Genomic DNA, 18,978 nt, shown 5'->3' on the forward strand with positions numbered 1-18,978 from the left:
ATGGTCGTGCCGGCGGTCGTTTCCGTTGAGGATGGCCCGGGCCAGTTCGGGGATCCCGGCCTTACGCAACCGGACATGAACAACTCATCAGGCTCAGAACTGGATCATCGACGGAATTCTGTGTGTAGCCCCGCGAAGCCGGGAGAGGAGTGTGTCTGTCTTCACATGCCTACCAGAGAACACCTCACGTTGGTGCCCTAGGGCTGTCGGATCTCAGTAGTTCTCCGCAACATAGGCATAGGAACGATCGAATAGTTCGCCCTCAAGGGGCAGCCCGTAATGGCGGAGCACCTTTAGGATGGCTTTGCGGACTTCGCGGTCGCCGCGTTTGGTCTCGTTCCAGCCCTCCCAGCTAACCATTTTCACGATTTCGTCGATGTCGCGGACGACCTTCTCCAGGATGACCGGGGCACCGTCGGGCTTGTACTCCTCGAAGATCTGCGTGAGCGCACCGATGTGCGGATCCGGGAGCAGGTCAAGACCTTCAGCGTCGGCCTCATCCTCGGCGTGCTCCGCGGCGGACAGGTCGCGTGCCAGATTGAGCAGTTCCTGCAGGAATGAGATTCCATCCTGCGACCGGGTGAACTGGCGTTCGCGTAGCCGCTCCAGGCGTTCGGACAGGGATTGGTAGACGGTGTGCTTGCCGTTGGGGCCAGCGATGCGGCGCTTGAGTCGTTCGGCAATGTTGTCGACGACGTCGGAGGCTGTCAGCACTGTGGCCTTTTCCCGGTCCTCGTCAATGAGGACCCCGGATTCCATGAGCCGCTTGATAGTGCCCTCATCGGCGATGACGACGTCCACGCCGGTGTCCTTCACTGTCACCTGGCCGATGTGGCCATGTACTAGTTCGAGGGTTTTCGCTCCGATACGGTGCCAGAGCAAGTCCCGGCTCGTATCTGCGGGCAGGATGGAGGCGTACACCTTGGACAGCCACCGGTAGTCATCGCGGTGCACTTCAAGGCGATCATGCGGCCACAGGGCCTCCCAGATGCCCTGCACGACACCGTACTGGGCCGTGAACCGCTCCTGTGCCTTGTCGTTAGGGATCCGGTCGTGGGCGACCTGCAGTGCGTCGAAACCAGCCGCTGCGCGGTCAATCCCGGCGAACCGGTCCAGAGTGAGCTCGAGCTCGGATTCGAAGAGGTCAATCAGGCCTTCGGCGTCAAGTTCCTTCTGGGCCGTCTCAGGGTCGGCCGGCTTCATGGCGCGGGCGAAACCGTCGCCAAGCCCGACATAGTCGACGATGAGCCCGAATTCTTTTTCTTGCCCGGTGGCCGGGTTCTTCCACGTCCGGTTTGTCCGGGTGATGGTCTGGTAGAGCGTGTGGAGCTTCATCGGCTTGTCCAGGTACATGACGCCCTCGATGGGTGCGTCGAATCCGGTGCCGAGCTTGGAGGTGACGACCAGGAACTTCAGCGGGTCACCCAGTGCGCGGAACCGGTTTAGAAGATCCTCTTCCTGCGCGTCGGAGGTCTTGTGCTGCTGCCACTCCGGGATGTCCTTCGATTGGATGGACATGACCACGGTTGCCTCATCGGGGGTCCCGTTTTTGCCTGCCCGGACGGCGAGCAACCGCGTCAGTTCCTGCTGGTAGGCGATGCAAAGCGCACGGTCGAAGACGACGACCTGTGCTTTCATTCCGAGCGGGTCGATGGTGGCGTAGAAGTGCTCGATGATGTCGTTGCAAACCTGGGTGATTCGTTCGGGGTTGGCGAAGAATGTGCGGCTGGAAATGGCCTTGGCGGCCACAAACTCCTGCTCCTCGTCGGACAATCCCTCTTCCTGGGCGAATTCGTTGAACGCTTCGTCGAGTTCCTCGCGGCGGATGTGGAAATCCACTAGGCGCGGGACCACCTTCATCCGGATGGTGGTCTTATCTGCGATGGAACGGTCGGAGTCGTAGGTGTTCATCGCATGGTTCAGGTCCTCCGGGTCACCGAACAGCTTGTATGTATTGCGGTCCTGGTCGGCCACGGGGGTGCCGGTGAAGCCGAAGAACCGAGCATTCGGGAACGCTTTTCGCAGGTGCTGGCCGAGCCGGCCTTCCTGAGTGCGGTGAGCTTCATCCACAAGGACGATGATGTTTTCGCGCTCGTTGAGGACTCCGGCGTCCTTGAACTTGTGGACCGTGCTGAAAAAGACGCCGCGGCGGTCATCGGAGAGGACTTTACGCAGCTCGGCGGCCGTGGACGGTGCTTCAAGGGCGGGCATGTCCGCGCGTTTGAACTGCCTGTACATTTGCGTGACGAGCTGGACCCGGTCGGCGATCAGGATGATTGATGGGTTCTTCAGGCGGGGCTCGTTCACCAGTTTCACCGCGGCAAACAGCATGGCCAGCGTCTTGCCGGACCCCTGGGTGTGATGGATCAGGCCCTGACGTTTCGTGTCGTGCAGCGCACGGGTGTGGATGGCGGCGACAGCCTCCACTTGCGGGTAGCGCGGCACAATCTTCAGCAGGACGGGGGACTTCGAGTGCCGTGACTTCAGCTCAAAAGCGGTGAACTCGTTCACGATCGACAGCATTGTGGCAGGGGAGAGGAGCAGCTCGACGGAGCGTTTGACCCGCGGCCAGCCCTCCGGAACGATGTCCTCGGTGGTGAGGCCCCAGACGCCCCACTGGTCTATGGGTGTGCCGACGCCGCCGAACCGTAGCTCCTTGCCGTCGGTGCCGACCGAGAAAGCATTGGGTACAAAGAATTCCGGCCAGCCGGGCTCATACACCGTGTGGATCTCATCTGCGGCGTTCAGCCAGGTGACCTTCGCGTTCAGCCGGGTCTTCGTCTCAACGACGACCAGGGGTATGCCGTTCACCCAAAGCACCAGATCGAACCGGCACTGGTGGCCGGCGGTTCCCATGGTTACCTCATCGGAGACGACCAGGGTGTTGGTCGCCGGGTTCTCGAAGTCGATCAGCCGGACCGGTTCGTACCCGTCACGACCCTGGAAACGGTGCGTCTTCAAACCCCGCAGCCACTCCAGGAACCGCTGATTCGATACGACGAGGCCGTCATCACGGGCAGAGAGGACCATCGACCTCAGAGGCCCCAGCACCTCAGCAGCCCGGGTGGGGTCCTCGTTGATCGCCGGGTTCAGCCGGGCCAGGGCAGCCGTAAGGTCAGCTTCAATGAACGCGTCCTCGGTGTGCCGGTTCAGCTGGCTGCCGGGGACACGTTTCCACCCGGCAGCCTTGAGCAGGTCCAATACCGGTGCCTGCACGGTGCTCGACTCGTTGAAACCCGCCACGATACCCCCAGTTGATTGAAACCGTCCCCGCCTACTCTATGTGTCCAGCATGCGTAGGCAGGGACAGGGAGCCAGCATCGTCAGGCTAAAATCAGCTTGTCGTATGACTGGGGGATCGTGTGGGCACCGGATAGCAGAGATGAGAGCAGTTCGGTGCGAAGAACGCGGAGCGAGCAAAGCTGAGTCTGAGAAGCATGTATTGCTTCATAAAGGGATTCAGCTATGTTCAAATGCCCCTCAACCTCAGGTGCCGTTGGATCGGGTACCTCTAACTTCTTGAGCCACCCGACTGCTACGTTGCCCAACCCTGTAGAGCCGCTGGCAGCTTCGGATATAGCTCGCTGAACGCTTGGCACGCTGAGGCTCCAGTAGAGATGGTTGCCCATGGATGGCACGTTCGGTTCGATGAGGATTTGAAAGGCCGATACGGCATAACCATCGATTTCACCGCGGGCCCGGTAGACGTTACCTATGCGGTTCCGGTTCCCATTCGTTCTGATCATTATCAGCGACGAATCGGTAGCCCTCATTGTTGAGCTGGGAAGGCCGGCTACATATTTTTCGACGGCGAGGTTAAGCTCTCTTCCGGCGGGAGTGTTTGTGATGCTAAGGACGGGCTCTCCGCCAGCAGTCGGTTGAGGAGACTCATCCGCAGCCTTCCAAGAAGGGCCGGAACGTAACCTTGCGAGATCACCTAGCAGGACTAAAGCCGTACCGCGCAGGCTTTCGAGGTGAACTTCAAGCAGCTCATCCGCCGTCTTGGTGTGCTCTTCAGCCGCCTCGATAGCATCGTCCAGTGCGCCGATCAGGTCAACGATGCGCCGCTGCTCGGCGAGGGGCGGCAGCAACAACGGTAGCTGAACAAAGTCCCGCTCGTTCAAACGCCTCCGCTCGGTAGTTCCTGTAGCGGCGACGGACGCTTGATGTTGGAACGAGGTAGTTGTGAAAACGAGTTCTATGAAACGCGGCAGCGTCCGCGTGTAGTCCGAGACAAAGATCGGGAAGTCATTCGTCACGAGACATCCAGTTGCTTTGGCCGTGACCAAACCGAAACTCGCCTTCGTCGCCCACATGCGGTTGTAGACGATGTCCTCAAGCTCTAGACGATGGAGCAATTTGGTTTTCACCTCGGAGGAAGCAATAGTGGCTCGATGGTAGACGCCGGCCGTATACCATCTCACTCCGGCGAATGAGACCTCTTCAAGTTCAGACACCTCAACGGGTCGTTTGACCTGAGTGAGCACATCGCCCAGTCGAACTTTTTGCCACTCAGAAGTCATAGCCGGCCGCCTTCAGCTTCTCAGCGAGTGTTTCCTCTGCGAGGGCGAGCCGTTCGCGGGATTCCTTGTAGGAGATGATGGCTTCTTCAACATTGGCTTCAGCGGCTGTCTCACCCTTCAGATACCGCCCAATGTTCAGATCCCAGCCGCTGGCTTCGATCTCGTCTTGGTCAACTAGGCGCAGGCTGAGCCCGTCCTGACCGTCGATGTCGATGCCCTGCTTGTAGGCGGTATCGATGACTTCAATGTCGGCATCGGACATGGTGTTCTGGTTTTTGCCGGCGACGAAGCGCTTGGTGGCGTCAACGAACAGGACTTTGCCTTGCCGATTCGCGGCTTTGTTCTTACGGAACACGAGGATGGCGACCGGGATGGAGGTCGAGTAGAACAGATTGGTCGGCAGGCCTATGACCGCTTCGAGCAGGTCATCGCGGATGAGGGCTTCGCGGATGGCGCCTTCCTTGCCACCACGGAAGAGGGTTCCGTGCGGCATGACGACGCCGACCCGTCCGGTGTCATTCTTCATGGAGGTCACCATGTGTTCGATCCAGGCGAAGTCGCCGTTCTTGGCTGGCGGGACACCGTACTTCCCGCGGCCGTAGGGGTCGCCCGCCCAGGTGTCGGCGCCCCAGTTCTGGAGTGAAAAAGGCGGGTTGGCGATCACGATGTCGAACTTCTTCAAGTCATCGCCGTCGAGGAGTTTCGGCTCGCGGAAGGTATCGCCGCGGACGATGGTGAAATCCTCCAGGTCGTGCAGGTAGAGGTTCATCTTGGCGATAGCACTGGTGGTCAGGTTGATTTCCTGACCGTGCAGGCGCAGCGTGTTCGGATTACCGCCGGCCTGACGGACTGCGGAGACCATCTCAACGAGCATGCCGCCGGATCCGCAGGCGGGGTCCGCGATCTCGTCGCCGGGCTTGGGTTCGAGCAGTTTCACTAGCAGGTGGACTACATGGCGTGGCGTGAAGAACTCCCCGGCCTTCTTCCCGGAGGCTTCAGCGAACTCCCGCAGCAGGTACTCGTAAGCGCTGCCTAGCATGTCGCCGTTCACTGAGTCAGGATCTAGCCGAACCGCATGAAAAGTGTTCAGGAGGGCCTTCAGGGCGTTCTGCGGTAGACGGTCCTGGTTCGCCCACTGGACGTCACCAAAGACTCCGCGCAACGATTCCGGGTTTGAATTCTGAAGCCGTTGCAGTACTTCATCGAGCTTAGTCCCGGTGTGCTGCGACGTGCCAATGACATCGGACCAGTGGCAACCGGCCGGAATAGTGAAGGTGTGGAGTTTGGCCTCCAGCTCCTCAGTCAGATCATCACCGAAATCCGCTACTGCCTGGGCATGCTCGTAGTCCCAATTGTCCGAGATCCACTTGAAGAACATCACCGGGAAGACATAGGCCTTGAAGTCGCCCGGATCGACCGGGCCGCGAAGCGCGTTCGCTGCTGCCCACAAGGTGGATTCCAGCTGTTGTTGGGTCAGATGATGCGGCTCAGTGGCGGATATAGTCACGTAGGTTCATTTCGGATCAGCGGTGTCAAGATTACTGGTTCTATTCTGTCTTGCTTCGGTCCCTACCGAATGCACTTGAACTTGAGGTGGCCGATGGCTGTTGATCGTGTCCTTGGAAGCACTGGCACCGAGGGCTAGACCAAGACCGCGTCGTCCAAGAGTCTACTTACGGACCTGAACGAACGGACGCCCGATGAGGCCTTCCCGGTCAACCCTAGAAGGACTACGGCCGCATGCGGGCTGTCCATAGATGCGAAGTGCGCCTTTGAAGCGCCTATCGACCCGAACAATGCCTTACCCGTCAGTTCTGCGCTGACCACTGAAAGAGGCATTTCAGCGTGGATTATCGCGGAATCGACCTGGCTGTATCGGTCGCCAGCGAATACTACGTGAAGAGTCCCTGCAACCAAGTCAGCGATAGCGTCCCGGTAGGCCGCCGTGACTTCTGCATCGGAACGCATGACTGTCTTGAACTCATTGCGGGACTTGATGAACTTGTGTTCCTTAGGGCCCTCGAATTGATACCAACCGGGAATCTCGATGTCAATAATGAGCCGTTTGGTATCAACCAGATACCGGACCTCTGACACGAATATCTTCCCAAACGGCCCGTCAATTAGGCCTAGAAGAGATTCAAAGTGACGGACGATGGCGGTCGGATCATTAGCGAGCATCAATTCGTCTACCAGCAACAGTTCACGGGTAGCTTGTTGATGCAGGTCAGCCAGAACCTCACACAGAGCGTGATACTCAACAAGGTGTCTACCAACGGATGCGCGACGTTTATCCTCTGCCCGTTTGTGGGTATCGAGACGCATCGCCGCAGAAGATTTTGCCTCTACAACAGCTTGTTCATACCTTGCTTGACCCCCGAACATCCTGGAAACCCAACCTGGCGATGCCGGGGCCATAGCTTCCCAAGTCAATGGCTCCGGGATGCTGCGACTATCAGGTGAGGAAAAGGAAGGAGGAACGAATTCTGTAATCTGATCTCTGTACAAAGGAGGGAACTTGAGCTCCCGAACCCCGCTGTAGATGCGCCTATACCCCGACCAGCGCTCGGCTATGGCGACGTTTTCATCTAGCAGGCGGCGGTGCTCATCCAAATTTTCCTGAGGAGTATGAACGTATACGTTGGCCTGAGACTTCCGCGGTCGCGGGCCGTGCGGTCGGGCTGCGCCTGCTAAGGCATTCAAACCACGATTCATAGATCGTCCCGCGTTCATCCCACGTCCCATTGCTTCCCCCATTTGCGTCGTTCCCTGCACCTATGAATAGATTAGTCCGAGCTTTCGAACATACCCACCTTCCTGTTTCGATCTGGCCGGCATGAACTTTCAAGCGCCACCTAAAACCGCAACCGATCTCGCACGCGGGACTGCTCCGAGTTTGCTTGACTCCTGACTTGTGAGGATTTACTCCTTGCAGCAAGGATGTAGCATCATTGAGCTCCCTTCGGACTCTCAGGACGACCGGCCCCACTTCTACGTTGATGGGCAAGCCCACGAACTGGAACCAGAAAACAGCCCTGCTCAAAGTTAACGAAAGGCATCCTGGTTGAGGATGAAGTCACCGCCCCGTGATGCTAATTAGTAGCCATCGGGTTGTGGTTGCTACCAAAAGGAGCCTAAACCGAGCCTCGTCCTGACTTGTAGCACCTGGATGGGCTCCATTCGAATTAGAAATTGTAACGATGGTCACAAGTAGATCTTTCTCATCCCGACTGATCGCTTTAGCATTGAGCAGGCGTTGTGCATCTGCCTTCGGCTCCTGCCGTGACTCAATGCCACTCACGTCACACAGTTCGCGCAGAAGACTCTCAAGAAAGGTTCTCAGCTGACCGTTGCAAGCATGGAAGTCCCCCCGGTCGAACGCGTTAATCGCCTGTCGATAGTAGGTCAGCGTGTCGTGCCATCCGAGATCCTGAAGCATCTTCATCGTCGCACCAAGCTCTTCTGCTGCGGGTACATTGTCCTCGTCGATGGGCACAACTGCACCTTCCACTAGCTGAAGGCCGTCGAGTCTTAGAGCGTCCAGAAAGTTCGTGTAGTCGGTGCTGTTTTCCTTGTGCCGTGAACGCACCCGATTGTCAACCAGACGCACGAGTTCAACAATGGCGCCGTCTCCTTTTGCCATGACTCGCCTCACGAGTTCACTAGCCCTTTTTTCCTTATTCGAACCAATCCGCAGCACGAATCGGTCAAGATCGAAGGAAGTGTACAGGGCATCGATGCCGGTCGTATTAAGGGAGGATTGCATAGCTTCAATGAGTGCCCCACGGGCCTTTCCGGAAATCACACTGTCAGGATCCATGAAACAAGCCTAGTTGCAGGTCCCGGTGGCTTGGATGCATCGACGGCGCAAAACCGCTGGCTGGCCATTCCGATGGGGTCCACCGAACTATTCCATGTCAGGAGGGGTAGCTAGTTCAAGCTCTTCCCAGGACATCGGGCGATGGCTCAGCTTCGACGGCACAAAGTTCTGCCCTGTTTGTCATCCTTTCGAAGGGTCCGGCAATCTATGGGGATTCCTTCGAATCGCGTTATCCAACGGCCGCAGCGCTGTGGAATGAGATGGCTTCAGAACCCACATAGCATGCCAAGCGCGCGAGTGAAATTCAGCCGGGCAATTGGAGGGACAGAGTCTGGTTCATGTGCCCGCAGCCAGACCATATGTCGGCCGTGGTAACTGTCGACGACTTCATTATGGGCTACGTTCAGGCTGGACGGGCGTGCAGTAAATGTGCGCATGCACGCAAATACAATCATGTAAGACCTGGCGAAATCTTTGCCACTACTTTAGCGCCGTCCTCCGCTTCGGAACGTGCGCTGATTGATGCGCTTGACAAGTTCTTTCATCTCGCTATGCCGGGAACGAACGCGCTGATGTTCGCAGAAGAATTCATGGGCCAGCCGTGGGGACGCCCAGACATAATCATTCCGGGGCTGCGTGTTGTGGTCGAGTTTGACGGAAGCGGAATCCCCAACATTGAGAACGGCCATGATTCTGAGGATGGTCAGTTGGTTGATGAGCTAAAGGATCACCTCACTCGGAACGTTGGGTGGGAAGCCGTTCGGATTCGCACTGGCGGCATGCCCGCGCTCGGCCCATTCGATGTGGGGACCGGAGAAACCGTAGGAACTCCCGCAGGAGAAATTGCGTCGATTGTCGCCAGCGCTGTTATACGCGCAGCCGTGGAGCTTGGAACTCTTGATGATCACCTTGATTCCTTGAAGGAACCGGCGCTGCTGCTGCTCGCTGATGGATTCTAGTCCGCGGGACCTTGAGGTGTGCTTACACCAACTACATAGGTCACCCTTTAAACGTATGATTGATGCCCGTGCTGCTCTCTGCTGAGATGGTACGTAGCCCTGCTACGACGATGTCCGGGCTCCGAGACATTTCACCTCAACTATCGGCCAGAGAGGCTCGCCAACTGAGGCTAAGGCACCCCGTTGCTTAGCGTAGCCCTTCGCGAGGGACAACTATTAGGCAATACTCGGGAATCTTCTGAGCAGATCCATCGCTTCTAATTTGGCATGACCGTCCACGAGTGCTGCGCGATGGACGAGGGGAGCAATGTCCGGGCGACGCGACTTTGTGTACTTCTTAGGCCGTCGCAACGCCCGTGCCCAGCCGGCCACGGCCCCAATTGGCAATTCGGCGATCACTTCGTCGAGGAGTCCCGGCGCGGCCCGGTCGCATGCTGCGGTCCAGTGCCGGAGCCCTTCCCAAGCGCTGTGGAAGTTTTCGGCAGCAAGACCAATGGACATTGACTCTTGGTTGGAGTAGGCAACCTCTGCTGCAGTGACGGGATCATGGGCGTGTAAGCGTTCCAGTATCGCGGCAGCCAACTCCCATTGGTCATGGTCGAGGCCAAAATCGAGAGGGAGTCCGCGTTGGAGTGCCCGCGTTGCGATGTCAGGTGCCATGTAGGCGATGAGAGGGAACAGGTACTTCAAGTCGGGTTCAAGCCGATCAAGTATCGCGTGAACTTGGTCAGGACGAAATTCTTGTAGGTGATATAGGAGAAAGAGAGCAGCGTGGTTGGGATCGTCTGGATGCACGCGCAACGATTCTTCGAACTGAGTCAGGTTCACCAAGCCGGCAATCGCTCGGAACGTGGTGGGATCGGCTTCCGACAGAAGACTCACGAAGCCGTCAAAGTTGAGTTGGCCCCACAATTCGTTCGGAGTTGCGAGTGTTTCGGCGATCCGCTGTCGGTCCAGAGAGCGGATGAAATTACGGACTGCTTCAGTGGCTCGGATGGCCGGGCGCTTAGGTCCGCGAAGAAAATGTGGTCCGTAGCCAAGGTGGATGACGAAGCTGGACGTATCATTCCACTGGCGCACTGGGTCAGCCTGGAACTGGCGTGCCAATCGGGGTGCGACACTCTCGAAAAGATCTAGGGCGTGCTCATGGTGAGCGAACATAAAATCGTCAAGAAGGCTGATGGTGCGCCAAAACTCTGGATCTCCAGTGTTGAGCATTTGGGTGTATGCGTCGACGTCCAGGTGGGGGCGGATAGCATCGCGCACGGGGTGACCGCCCACATTGCAGAGCCGGTTGAGGGCGTGCCCTGTGGACGCCGTATGCGGCCATCCGCCATCGAGCACGAGTCGGGCGAGTTTTCTGGGGGCGGCGTACCCCGCGACCTGAGCGGCATACTCTTTATCCGGCCCGCACAAATCGTTGGCGAGGTTCCCGAGAGCCCAAGCATTCTGCGGCGTGATTGCTGCGTACCACTCGCGTATGCGGTTGTCGTGAGCCTTTACGGTGGCGACAACTTCTCCATTGCGCGAGTACCAGATCGTATCGGAGAGCAGTTTCGCTGCAGCGGCCACGTCACCGTCTGCGGGGGTAGCAAGAGCGCACAGCGCCAGCTGCTCATCACGCATCGGGCCCAGCACGCCTTTCGACTCCAGGTACCCGCGTGCGTCGCCTGGCATGTCTCTCCCGGCGAGCCAAGCTAGTCCGCGGAGCGAGGTGTCAGGCATATCGAGGACCAACGTAATGAGGGCGCAGGCGGCTTCCCGGTCCGCCTCAATCTCTGACTGAGGAAGATCCGGCTCGGAGGGCTTAGTCTCCACCTCCAGTGTCGATGCGGACACGGGCGTGGTTATTGCCGCCGACGCAATGGGAGGCACAGCCGGCCTGGTCGACAGAGGCGTGTTCCACGACGGCGGGTGCAACATCCAAGAGATCACACTGCGCGCGGACTGGAGGTGGGCACACCGCAAACGTCCGTCAGATTCCAGCACGAGGCGCCGCGCGTTCAACTCGAGCAGGGACCCTTTGAGCCATTCATCGTCACGACCCAGTTTTCTTACGAGACTCATCAAAGTGGCGTGATCGACTCCCGCGTCGACGCCTGCAATCTGCGCCACTGCGACTGCCAGGAGCGCCAAGTCGGCGCGTTCTGCATCCCTTAGTTCGAGGGAGGATCGACGGACCCGACGCCATCCACCGGTCATTGTGTAGAAGAAGCGCCACGGGGTTTCCTCACGTTCAGCCACATCGATCCGCCGATCGAAGAATAGGTCGTCGGCGTGAGTCCCTACGTTTTCGTCCAGCGCGCGGATGAGCGGAAACAACGTGTGCCGCTCTTCCCGGACCCAGCGGGCAAGGCGTGCGACAGCCGAACCGGCGCCGAGCCTGAGCGTTCGAACCCCGCCCGCAACGTGGTCGATGCCGACGACGAGGACAAGGGTTTTGTCGTCGGCGAGTTCGGCGAGTTCACGCACCGTGTCCGGAGACATGTCCTGGGCATCATCCAGAAGCAACACCTTAGGACGAGGAAATGAGCGAAGGTCTCCCAACCACGAGCGAATGCCTTTCCGGCGGGCGTCGTCGCGCAGCCGTAGCGTTTCAAACCCGTCATCCGTGAGGCGCCGCAACGCTTGGTAAGCTGTGATCGACTTGCCGCAGCCTGTCGGGCCGTTCATTACGACCGCACGTTCTGTCCGCAACGCTTGCACCAGAAGGTCCACCTCGGCGAGTTTGGGACAGGCATTCACGTCGCGTGGGTCGAGTCGCTCTCCGTTCAGCGCTGCCTGGATGTCACGGCTTCCCCGGTATGTAACTATGTGCCACGACGCCGCGTCCTCCCGACTTGCGTAGGGCTCGGCCAACTGCGGCAGCGCAACCTCAGCAACCGCCGTCACATCGTGGGCTCCTATCGCGCTCGGGCCGACCCTGACGGTCCTCCAGGACTCGTCGAGCGGTTGAACCAACCGTTCAACGACGACTTGGTCCCGTTCCGAGTAGCCGACCATTAGCAGAGTGCGGGCGTGCCCAGCAGCCAACCGCTGCACGACCTCCGAGACTTGCGGCGGAACCCGGCCAGGTTCGTGCGGCAGCGTCCAGTCGGACTCTGGGTGGGCGGCGTCGCCATGTGGCTTAAACAGCACTCCCTCTGGCACGGGCACGCCGTACAGCCGACTGTATGCATGTTCTAGCGCCGTGTCCCAGTTCAGAGATACGACGCATTCCACCACCCCTGCGTGGACTAGCCGCGCCAGCGCCTCGTGCGCGGGCGACGGGCGGGGCGCCCGTTCGGAGTCGAGAACTGAGAATTGACGCTGAAACCGGAGCCTTGCGAATGCGCTTTCAGGAACGGCCTCCCACGCCACCAGCACGTCATTCCACGAATCCCCGACGAGCCCCTTCGACGGGGCGTCAGGCCGGCCCAAGGATGCCGCTACCATTGCCCGCGCAGCAGGATCACTGTCCAGCGCGTCCCAGAGAAGCGTGTTCAACCCGCCGGTCAGCGGGAACCTGCTGTCAATCGACAATCCTGCCCCAACGACGGCGATTGCGCCAAGCGCTAAGTTCTGTCCCGCAGCCTCAATCTGCTGGTCCAGATTCACAACCCCTGTCAAAGTGCCTCCCAAACCAAGTCTCATATCTGAACTTATTCTCACTGCTTCCTACGACCGAACCGAGAGGCTGGCCGCTCACACCTGTGCTCGGAGAAGCGCCACACTTGCCGCATGAGGCGGTGTCCGCCGCAGGCATAAGCGCGGCGGAGAGCGCAGAAGAGCTGAACTTAAGGCCTATGAGCGCACGTAGAAAGCGTAGTTGACTAGGGATGAACTATCGGCCCACTAATCCAATTGTATTGACTGTAGAGCGTTGTTCTTAACGCCCACGCCGCCACCAGGAATGCTGCAGCTCAGGATTTCATTAGTGAGGTTGTCAACGAACTCAACAGGGATGCTTCTGATGTCGGTGACAAAGAAATAGTCACCGGAGGCCGGCTTGGCGATGGCCACATAGGGGGCGACGTGGCTGCAGCATACGGATACGTCCGGTGATCCTTCTCAGCCGTTGATTGCGCGACCCGGAGCGACAAGGTCTTGCCTCGCAGCATTGTCCTGAGCCTCAGGGGATCAACCCGAAGAAAGCCGCACCGATGACATCGGTAAGGATGCCACTACGGTGACGCCGATCATGACGGATGGCAAATCGCCCTCGCCACGCTCATCGAACAGGAGGTTACGAATAATGGGCTTCTTTGCCCTTCTGGGACAATTCTCTCTCCTCTGGACCATGGGTAGGTCCATGCGTAGGCGGGTAATCTCTTGAGGTATCAACGCTGTCCCCTTGAGTCTGCTCGGTTGCAGATTCCGGCTCATATCTCCGCGAGTGGGACTTTGGTCGCGTGGACCATTGAGTTTACGGGCAAAAAGTACAGGTGGTAAAGAACGTGCCGCTGAAGCGGTGACAAAGATTTGGACCGGTGTCGCCGGTCAATATTGTCCCCGCAAATGATCATGCGAAGGAATACCCTTTCGTATCCCCAAAGCGTTGGTAAGCCCACATAATGTCCGCAGGTTCCAGGTCGCTCGGTCTGGCCTTCAAAGGGATTACCCCCGCCGCTACATCCACGACCAGATCGAACCCCGGACCCGTCGCGACTTGTAAATGTTGTTGTGAATGACTCGGAGCGTTCTAAGCTCGAGGTAGCGAATCACGCGTCCTCAAGGCGGGTCTGCAGAGCGGCGTCATGGGAAGCCACGAAGCTTATGCCCGCTGCGATCTCCCTTTGCCGGTCATGGCGGGCAACGACCAGCTGCGCCCCCTGGAGCAGGAGCGAATGCTTCGAGACGTGCGATTCGGTCGCGATTCGGTCCAGCTCAAGGTCCAGCTGTTCGGGGATCTGCAGGTGCATAGGCATACTCGATAATACCGAACGCATTTATCTGCCCTCAGCGGGATGTAACCTGGGCGTCCAAGCAGTTTTCGTTGGTTTGCAGTGGTTCCGAGTACATGCCGATAGAAGTTAAGACGCCACTCCGAAGTAAAGGGGAAGAGCGCCGGGAGATGCATTGACGTTTCTTCGACGCGCTCGGTGTATTGGGCATCGGGTACCCGCAACCTGCTAGCAGGCTTCACCGCCATCAGGTTTCCCATCCCGGGATCCGCTCGTCCAGCCGTTAGTGGTGGTCCGGATCCAGGGTGCCGCGTTAGCGTAAGCCCCGCCGCGTCGTGACCGAGGTTGACAGGATGCTTCGAACCGGTCTTCCCCTCTGCGGAACCGGCGGAGGTGTCGGCATCTGGATCTACAAGAAAGCCAACACCGGTGACGAATGGGGCTTACTCCCTGCAGCCCGGATTTGGAACCCCTCGACTTTGCTCCGCGCAGTCACCGGGCTGCCCGCGGATACCGTCAAAGAATGGCGCGAGAAGAAGAAGGCCTAGTCTCAGCCCAGCCGGGTAGCCGTTCGTCCAGGCGTGCCCGGCGTGCGGGGTCCAAGGTGTTCCGGCGGTGAAGTCCCCGCTGGGTGACCAACCAGGTTGCCAGGATGTTTTCGGGGCGGCCGCCGCCCTTGGTTCGCCGAGGTGGGCGGCCGTTCTTCGTGGTCCAGGCGAGGACGTCGTTCAACCGCTGTTCCCACAAGTCACTCTGAGCTGCAGGTCGTGGCGTGCCAGCCCAGTCACCGAGCGCAGCCGTCAAGAGCGTTTGTCTGGACGGGTCCAGGGTGCCTCGACGCAGCTGCTTACGCTGCCCGGCAACCCAGACCGCCAGTTCCTGCTCGACCAGGTCTTTGGCCAGGACACGCGGCATCCGCCGCTGGCGTCGACGGAACTCTTTGGACTCCTTGAGCCTGTCCTCCCATGAAGGTCGCGGCGGTTTCCGTGACAGTTCAGCGTCCGTCGGGGGAGTAGGCCTGTTGAGGACGATCAGGCGTGTCCCGGCCAGCTCCGGTTGGCGTCGCTCGAAGGACCGGATCACCCTCTGGACCCGCTTCTCCGGCACCCTGCAATGATGGGCAATTTGTTCGATGCTGAGCCCGCGCAGGTACATGAGCTTCCACTCCGCCACGGAGATGCATGGACCCCAATCCTCGTCGGGGTCTCCCTCCGCTTTGATACCGGCTGGGTGGGCCATTCCCACAGGATAGGGCCGCTCAGGCTGTTTGCGGAAGGAGTACTTGGCCGCCATTGAACCGGTGATGTGCCTGGACAATCAAGGACGCGGTCAGGCGCAGCTCCATCGCTGCTTCCACCTCGGTCGGGGAGACCTCGAACCGGCCGATGATTTCCGCTGCAGTGAAGCCAGAATTCTCGGCGTTGCCGGCCCTTTTGATCAGATAGGTGACGTCCCTGACGAACGGAGCCCAGCAGACCGTATCGAGGTCGAACAGCACCCGATGGCGCCGGAGTTTAGGGTGGGGTCATGCGCAATCCCCCGTACACAGGCCCGTCGGACACGAACGATTTCGACGACATGGATCCGGACCAGGCGCAGGAGCTGCTGCGGTCCTACCGGATGCTCGGGGACTGCTTTGAGGATGAGCCGGCCGAGGACCTCTTCGGCCGCGGCTGGCTGATGGAGTCGCCGGTGGACCTGCTGGAGAGCAAGGGGATCGCCTGCCGCCGCGCGGAGCGGGAGCTAGCGGCCGCGGTCGCGCTGGCCCGCTACAAAGGCACGTCGTGGAGGGACATCGCCGCCGCTATAGGGATGACTCCCGAGGCGGTCGTCTTCAAGTTCGGGTCATGAGCAGAAAAAGTGTCGACAGAAATCGTCACCCAATGTTCACCGGCTTCCCAGCCTGCGGAGAGACTGGCCGTCCTAGACTTGAGCACCCATCTCGGCAAAGGAGCTCTCATGGCATTTGAATACGAGGACGGCTGGTTCCGGGCAATGCTTAAGACCGGACTGAGTCATCTGGGAGTCGTCAGTTTCGACGGGCAGGGCCCGGACGCGCGAGTGAAGCTCACCCAGCCATCGGGGCGCACTCTGGTATTCGGGCAAGGCATCGCGGCCATCCATGAGCGCATAGCCATTGACGAGGAGACCCGCCGCGCAATGTGGCCGGACGGGTCCCTGGCGGCGGCATCGGTAGCTTTGCTGTCCATCCATGTGGAGGAAGCTCTTCATACCTCGGCCGCGGCGGAGGCCAACACGCTGAGCCTCACCGACGGCGGGGTCACCGCGTCACTGTCAGCTCCTGCTGACCTGCAGCTGAACTAACTTGCCGGGGCTGGGTTAGCCTTCACATTCGGCGCAGTATTTGTCGCCGTTCTTCTCTTTGGCGAGCTGGGTGCGGTGCTTCACCAGGAAGCATGACATGCAGGTGAACTCATCGGCCCGCGCGGGGATGACCGAGATGATCAGTTCTTCGTCCAGGATGGCCCCGGGCAGATCGAATCCCTCTGCCGTATCGCTTTCATCGACGTCAATGGTCGGTGCCTGCGATGTGGCACTGCGCTGGACCTGAATGGCTTCCAAGGACTCGTTGGCAGGCTGGTCCTCAGCCTTCACGCGTGGTTCGTCGTAATCTGTTGCCATGGTGGTCAATGTCCTTTGTGGGTGGATGCTCGAACGAAGAGTACAACGGTGACGGCAGAGATGCATCTTGGTGTTACAGCGTCCAGGTTTAGGGATATGAATCTACTTAGAAACGCCTAGCTACCTGCAAAATATGCTGCAATAGGACTTCGTGGCGACTCAAAGGCGGGGAACCTGTTCGAGCGCCCATTTAGCTCCGGGCCCTTGGGCGGCGATCATGTCTTGCGGGTTGAGCATCGCGCAGGTTTTCATGGAGAGGCATCCGCAGCCGGTGCAGTCATCGAGGGATTTACGCATCGTGTTCAGTTCCTGAATTTTTGCGTCAACTCGTGCTTTCCATGGTTCACTGATCCGCTTCCAATCCGCCGGTGTCGGTGCTTTATCCGTCGGTAAACCCTTGAGCGTATGACGGATTTCGGCGAGGGTCAGTCCGACGTTCCGTGCGGCAGCGATGAAAGCTAAACGGCGCAGCACACTGCGGTCGAAAACACGTTGGGTTCCTTTGCGCCCTGCACTGTGGACGAGACCGAGTTCCTCGTAGTGGCGAATAGCTGACACGGCGAAGCCTGATCGGGCGGCGACTTTACCGATCCCCAGGTACGCGTGAGTCGTTGGAGGCATGGAGCTAACCTACGTTGAGGTTCGCTTGCGCTCAAGCGCACTTGAGCGCATAACCTCTGGCTCATGGGATTCTCTCTTCGGCACGAAAAGGTTTGATGGCCGATGAACAATCTCTTTGACCGCAGGTTCACTGCTCTTCTCAGTGGGGTCACTGCCGCGAATCTGGCCGACGGGGTTGTGCTGTTGGCTTTTCCCTTGACGGCCGTCAGCCTCGGTGCCAGTGCCTGGCAGGTCGCTGTCATCACTGCCTGCATGAAGCTGCCGTGGCTCTTCCTGGGCCTATTCGCCGGGGTCGTCACCGATCGGTACAACCGGCTGATCATCGCCAAAACTGCGGCGTTCGCTCGACTGTTCATCCTCGCAACACTCACGGCAGTCATGATTATCGGGCCGAACCTTTGGATCCTGGCGGGCGGCGCTCTGATTTTGGGAGTGTGTGAGGTTTTCTACGACACGGCAACCCAGACCCTTACACCGGCCGTTGTGCAGCGTGATCATCTAGTCAGAGCAAATAGCTATATTTGGTCCGCACAGTCCGTCTCAAACGAATTCATCGGACCACCACTAGGTGGCGTGTTGGTCGCCTTAGCATTGTGGGCACCCTTCGCGGCAGGCAGCACAGCCTATTTCTGTGTTGCCCTCGTGATGGTTTACCTAGCTCGGAACCTTCACCACGAAACGACGGTAAATCATCGAGAGAAACGAGCGTTCCATAACGGGATCCAATTCGTTTTCTGCAACCCCTTCCTGAGCAGGCTCACCGGGTACCTCGGCGCGATCTATATCGTGTTCGGGGCGTGGATGGGATTGTTCGTCTTCTACCTGTTGAACGACAGCAAGATGGGACTATCCTCTGCTGGAGTCGGCTTGCTGATGGGTATCTCCGCGGTCGGCGGCGTCGTTGGTAGCCAGCTCACTCATGCACTGGTCAAAGGCTTAGGAGAGTACTTTGTCCTGGCCTTGGGTGCAGCAGGCTGGGGGCTATTCATGATCGCTGCACTTGTCTCTGAGACGTTTTGGATTGTTGCAGGGCTCATGGCTATCGGTTCAATATTCGGCACTGCCATGGGGGTTTCGAGCTTCGCATTACGGCAATTCGCGACCCCGAACGACCTTCTTGGTCGGGTGAGCTCCGTCTTCCGACTTGTCACCTGGGGTTCCATCCCAGTGGGAAACCTCATCGGCGGCAGTCTCTCCATCTGGGCTGACGTTGACCGCACCATGTGGGGGGCAACCCTGATGATGGTCTTAATGGCTGGCGTGTCACTGCTGGTATTCCGTGGAAAGGGCGCGCCTCCACTAGAAGCTCCACCCATCCCAGCCTGACGGATTGTGAATAACCGATCGGTAGAGGCCCGCAGCTAGATTGCATGATGCATCGCTCCGCATAACTTTGCAGGTCATTATGTCGCGTTGAGGGATGGTGAGTTCAGTCGGTCGTTGCAACACCCCTGTTGATGCGAGGTGTTGTGTATGTCATCGAAGAAGGAACGGATTGTTCAGGAGGCACGGTTCTGGGTATTGATGGC

At 59.0% G+C, this 18,978-nt stretch carries 16 protein-coding genes; 5 read left to right on the forward strand and 11 right to left on the reverse strand.

Features of this window, described 5'->3' with window-relative positions:
• Positions 1-213: 213 nt before the first annotated feature.
• From ACX80G_RS15395 to ACX80G_RS15415, 5 genes are all read right to left on the reverse strand, one after another.
• Entirely contained in the window at positions 214-3,243 is a 3,030-nt protein-coding gene (locus ACX80G_RS15395) for a type I restriction endonuclease subunit R (RefSeq protein WP_459308738.1), read from the reverse strand.
• Between the two features lie 80 nt (positions 3,244-3,323).
• The gene (locus ACX80G_RS15400) at positions 3,324-4,523 is read right to left on the reverse strand and encodes a restriction endonuclease subunit S (protein WP_459308739.1); all 1,200 of its coding nucleotides are present in this window, start codon (positions 4,521-4,523) and stop codon (positions 3,324-3,326) included.
• Entirely contained in the window at positions 4,513-6,030 is a 1,518-nt protein-coding gene (locus tag ACX80G_RS15405) for a type I restriction-modification system subunit M (protein ID WP_459308741.1), read from the reverse strand. The genes ACX80G_RS15400 and ACX80G_RS15405 overlap by 11 nt, the downstream gene beginning before the upstream one ends.
• Before the next feature lie 134 nt (positions 6,031-6,164).
• The gene (locus tag ACX80G_RS15410; protein WP_459308743.1) at positions 6,165-7,136 is read right to left on the reverse strand and encodes a hypothetical protein; all 972 of its coding nucleotides are present in this window, start codon (positions 7,134-7,136) and stop codon (positions 6,165-6,167) included.
• Positions 7,137-7,599: 463 nt separating this feature from the next.
• Positions 7,600-8,343, reverse strand: a complete 744-nt coding sequence (locus tag ACX80G_RS15415; RefSeq protein WP_459308745.1) for a hypothetical protein — start codon at positions 8,341-8,343, stop codon at positions 7,600-7,602.
• Between the two features lie 338 nt (positions 8,344-8,681).
• Here ACX80G_RS15415 and ACX80G_RS15420 point away from each other — a divergent pair, with 338 nt between their 5' ends.
• Positions 8,682-9,302 (forward strand): hypothetical protein, encoded by a 621-nt coding sequence (locus tag ACX80G_RS15420; RefSeq protein ID WP_459308746.1) that lies wholly within the window; start codon positions 8,682-8,684, stop codon positions 9,300-9,302.
• A gap of 216 nt (positions 9,303-9,518) precedes the next feature.
• Here the strand turns inward: ACX80G_RS15420 and ACX80G_RS15425 are convergent, their stop codons facing one another.
• Both ACX80G_RS15425 and ACX80G_RS15430 read right to left on the reverse strand, forming a co-directional pair.
• Positions 9,519-12,899: a hypothetical protein gene (locus ACX80G_RS15425; protein WP_459308748.1), complete on the reverse strand. Its 3,381-nt coding sequence runs from the start codon at positions 12,897-12,899 to the stop codon at positions 9,519-9,521.
• A 1,103-nt stretch (positions 12,900-14,002) separates the two neighbouring features.
• Positions 14,003-14,203: a hypothetical protein gene (locus ACX80G_RS15430; RefSeq protein ID WP_459308749.1), complete on the reverse strand. Its 201-nt coding sequence runs from the start codon at positions 14,201-14,203 to the stop codon at positions 14,003-14,005.
• Positions 14,204-14,538: 335 nt separating this feature from the next.
• Between ACX80G_RS15430 and ACX80G_RS15435 the strand changes: the two genes are divergently transcribed.
• Positions 14,539-14,733: a hypothetical protein gene (locus ACX80G_RS15435; RefSeq protein WP_459308750.1), complete on the forward strand. Its 195-nt coding sequence runs from the start codon at positions 14,539-14,541 to the stop codon at positions 14,731-14,733.
• Here the strand turns inward: ACX80G_RS15435 and ACX80G_RS15440 are convergent.
• A complete protein-coding gene (locus ACX80G_RS15440) occupies positions 14,702-15,424 on the reverse strand; it encodes a helicase associated domain-containing protein (RefSeq protein WP_459308751.1) in 723 nt (240 codons plus the stop codon). The genes ACX80G_RS15435 and ACX80G_RS15440 overlap by 32 nt on opposite strands.
• Positions 15,425-15,443: 19 nt before the next feature.
• Positions 15,444-15,683, reverse strand: a complete 240-nt coding sequence (locus ACX80G_RS15445; protein ID WP_459308752.1) for a hypothetical protein — start codon at positions 15,681-15,683, stop codon at positions 15,444-15,446.
• A 29-nt stretch (positions 15,684-15,712) separates the two neighbouring features.
• On the opposite strand from ACX80G_RS15445, the gene ACX80G_RS15450 reads away from it, so the two are divergent.
• Both ACX80G_RS15450 and ACX80G_RS15455 read left to right on the forward strand, forming a co-directional pair.
• Positions 15,713-16,036 carry a hypothetical protein gene (locus tag ACX80G_RS15450; protein ID WP_459308753.1) on the forward strand — a complete coding sequence of 108 codons (324 nt, stop codon included), beginning with the start codon at positions 15,713-15,715 and terminating at the stop codon, positions 16,034-16,036.
• Positions 16,037-16,144: 108 nt separating this feature from the next.
• The gene (locus tag ACX80G_RS15455; RefSeq protein WP_459308754.1) at positions 16,145-16,510 is read left to right on the forward strand and encodes a hypothetical protein; all 366 of its coding nucleotides are present in this window, start codon (positions 16,145-16,147) and stop codon (positions 16,508-16,510) included.
• A 15-nt stretch (positions 16,511-16,525) separates the two neighbouring features.
• On the opposite strand, the gene ACX80G_RS15460 is transcribed toward ACX80G_RS15455, so the two are convergent.
• Together ACX80G_RS15460 and soxR are read right to left on the reverse strand one after the other, a co-directional pair.
• Complete coding sequence (locus tag ACX80G_RS15460) at positions 16,526-16,828, reverse strand: DUF4193 domain-containing protein (RefSeq protein ID WP_459308756.1); 303 nt, start codon at positions 16,826-16,828, stop codon at positions 16,526-16,528.
• Between the two features lie 159 nt (positions 16,829-16,987).
• Complete coding sequence (soxR, locus tag ACX80G_RS15465; protein ID WP_459308758.1) at positions 16,988-17,449, reverse strand: redox-sensitive transcriptional activator SoxR; 462 nt, start codon at positions 17,447-17,449, stop codon at positions 16,988-16,990.
• 102 nt (positions 17,450-17,551) lie between these two features.
• On the opposite strand from soxR, the gene ACX80G_RS15470 reads away from it, so the two are divergent.
• On the forward strand, positions 17,552-18,775 hold the full coding sequence (locus ACX80G_RS15470; RefSeq protein ID WP_459308760.1) for an MFS transporter: 1,224 nt from the start codon (positions 17,552-17,554) through the stop codon (positions 18,773-18,775).
• Positions 18,776-18,978 lie beyond the last annotated feature (203 nt).

It is taken from the genome of Arthrobacter glycogeni, from assembly GCF_054510815.1.

Bases quoted from the DNA above. Each gene is read 5' to 3' on its own strand.
- ACX80G_RS15440 (WP_459308751.1), bottom strand. From the start codon at position 15,424: ATGGCCCACCCAGCCGGTATCAAAGCGGAGGGAGACCCCGACGAGGAT.
- ACX80G_RS15435 (WP_459308750.1), top strand. From the start codon at position 14,539: ATGCTTCGAACCGGTCTTCCCCTCTGCGGAACCGGCGGAGGTGTCGGC.
- ACX80G_RS15415 (WP_459308745.1), bottom strand. From the start codon at position 8,343: ATGGATCCTGACAGTGTGATTTCCGGAAAGGCCCGTGGGGCACTCATT.
- ACX80G_RS15420 (WP_459308746.1), top strand. From the start codon at position 8,682: ATGTGCCCGCAGCCAGACCATATGTCGGCCGTGGTAACTGTCGACGAC.
- ACX80G_RS15450 (WP_459308753.1), top strand. From the start codon at position 15,713: ATGCGCAATCCCCCGTACACAGGCCCGTCGGACACGAACGATTTCGAC.
- soxR (WP_459308758.1), bottom strand. From the start codon at position 17,449: ATGCCTCCAACGACTCACGCGTACCTGGGGATCGGTAAAGTCGCCGCC.
- ACX80G_RS15470 (WP_459308760.1), top strand. From the start codon at position 17,552: ATGAACAATCTCTTTGACCGCAGGTTCACTGCTCTTCTCAGTGGGGTC.
- ACX80G_RS15400 (WP_459308739.1), bottom strand. From the start codon at position 4,523: ATGACTTCTGAGTGGCAAAAAGTTCGACTGGGCGATGTGCTCACTCAG.
- ACX80G_RS15455 (WP_459308754.1), top strand. From the start codon at position 16,145: ATGGCATTTGAATACGAGGACGGCTGGTTCCGGGCAATGCTTAAGACC.
- ACX80G_RS15430 (WP_459308749.1), bottom strand. From the start codon at position 14,203: ATGCACCTGCAGATCCCCGAACAGCTGGACCTTGAGCTGGACCGAATC.
- ACX80G_RS15460 (WP_459308756.1), bottom strand. From the start codon at position 16,828: ATGGCAACAGATTACGACGAACCACGCGTGAAGGCTGAGGACCAGCCT.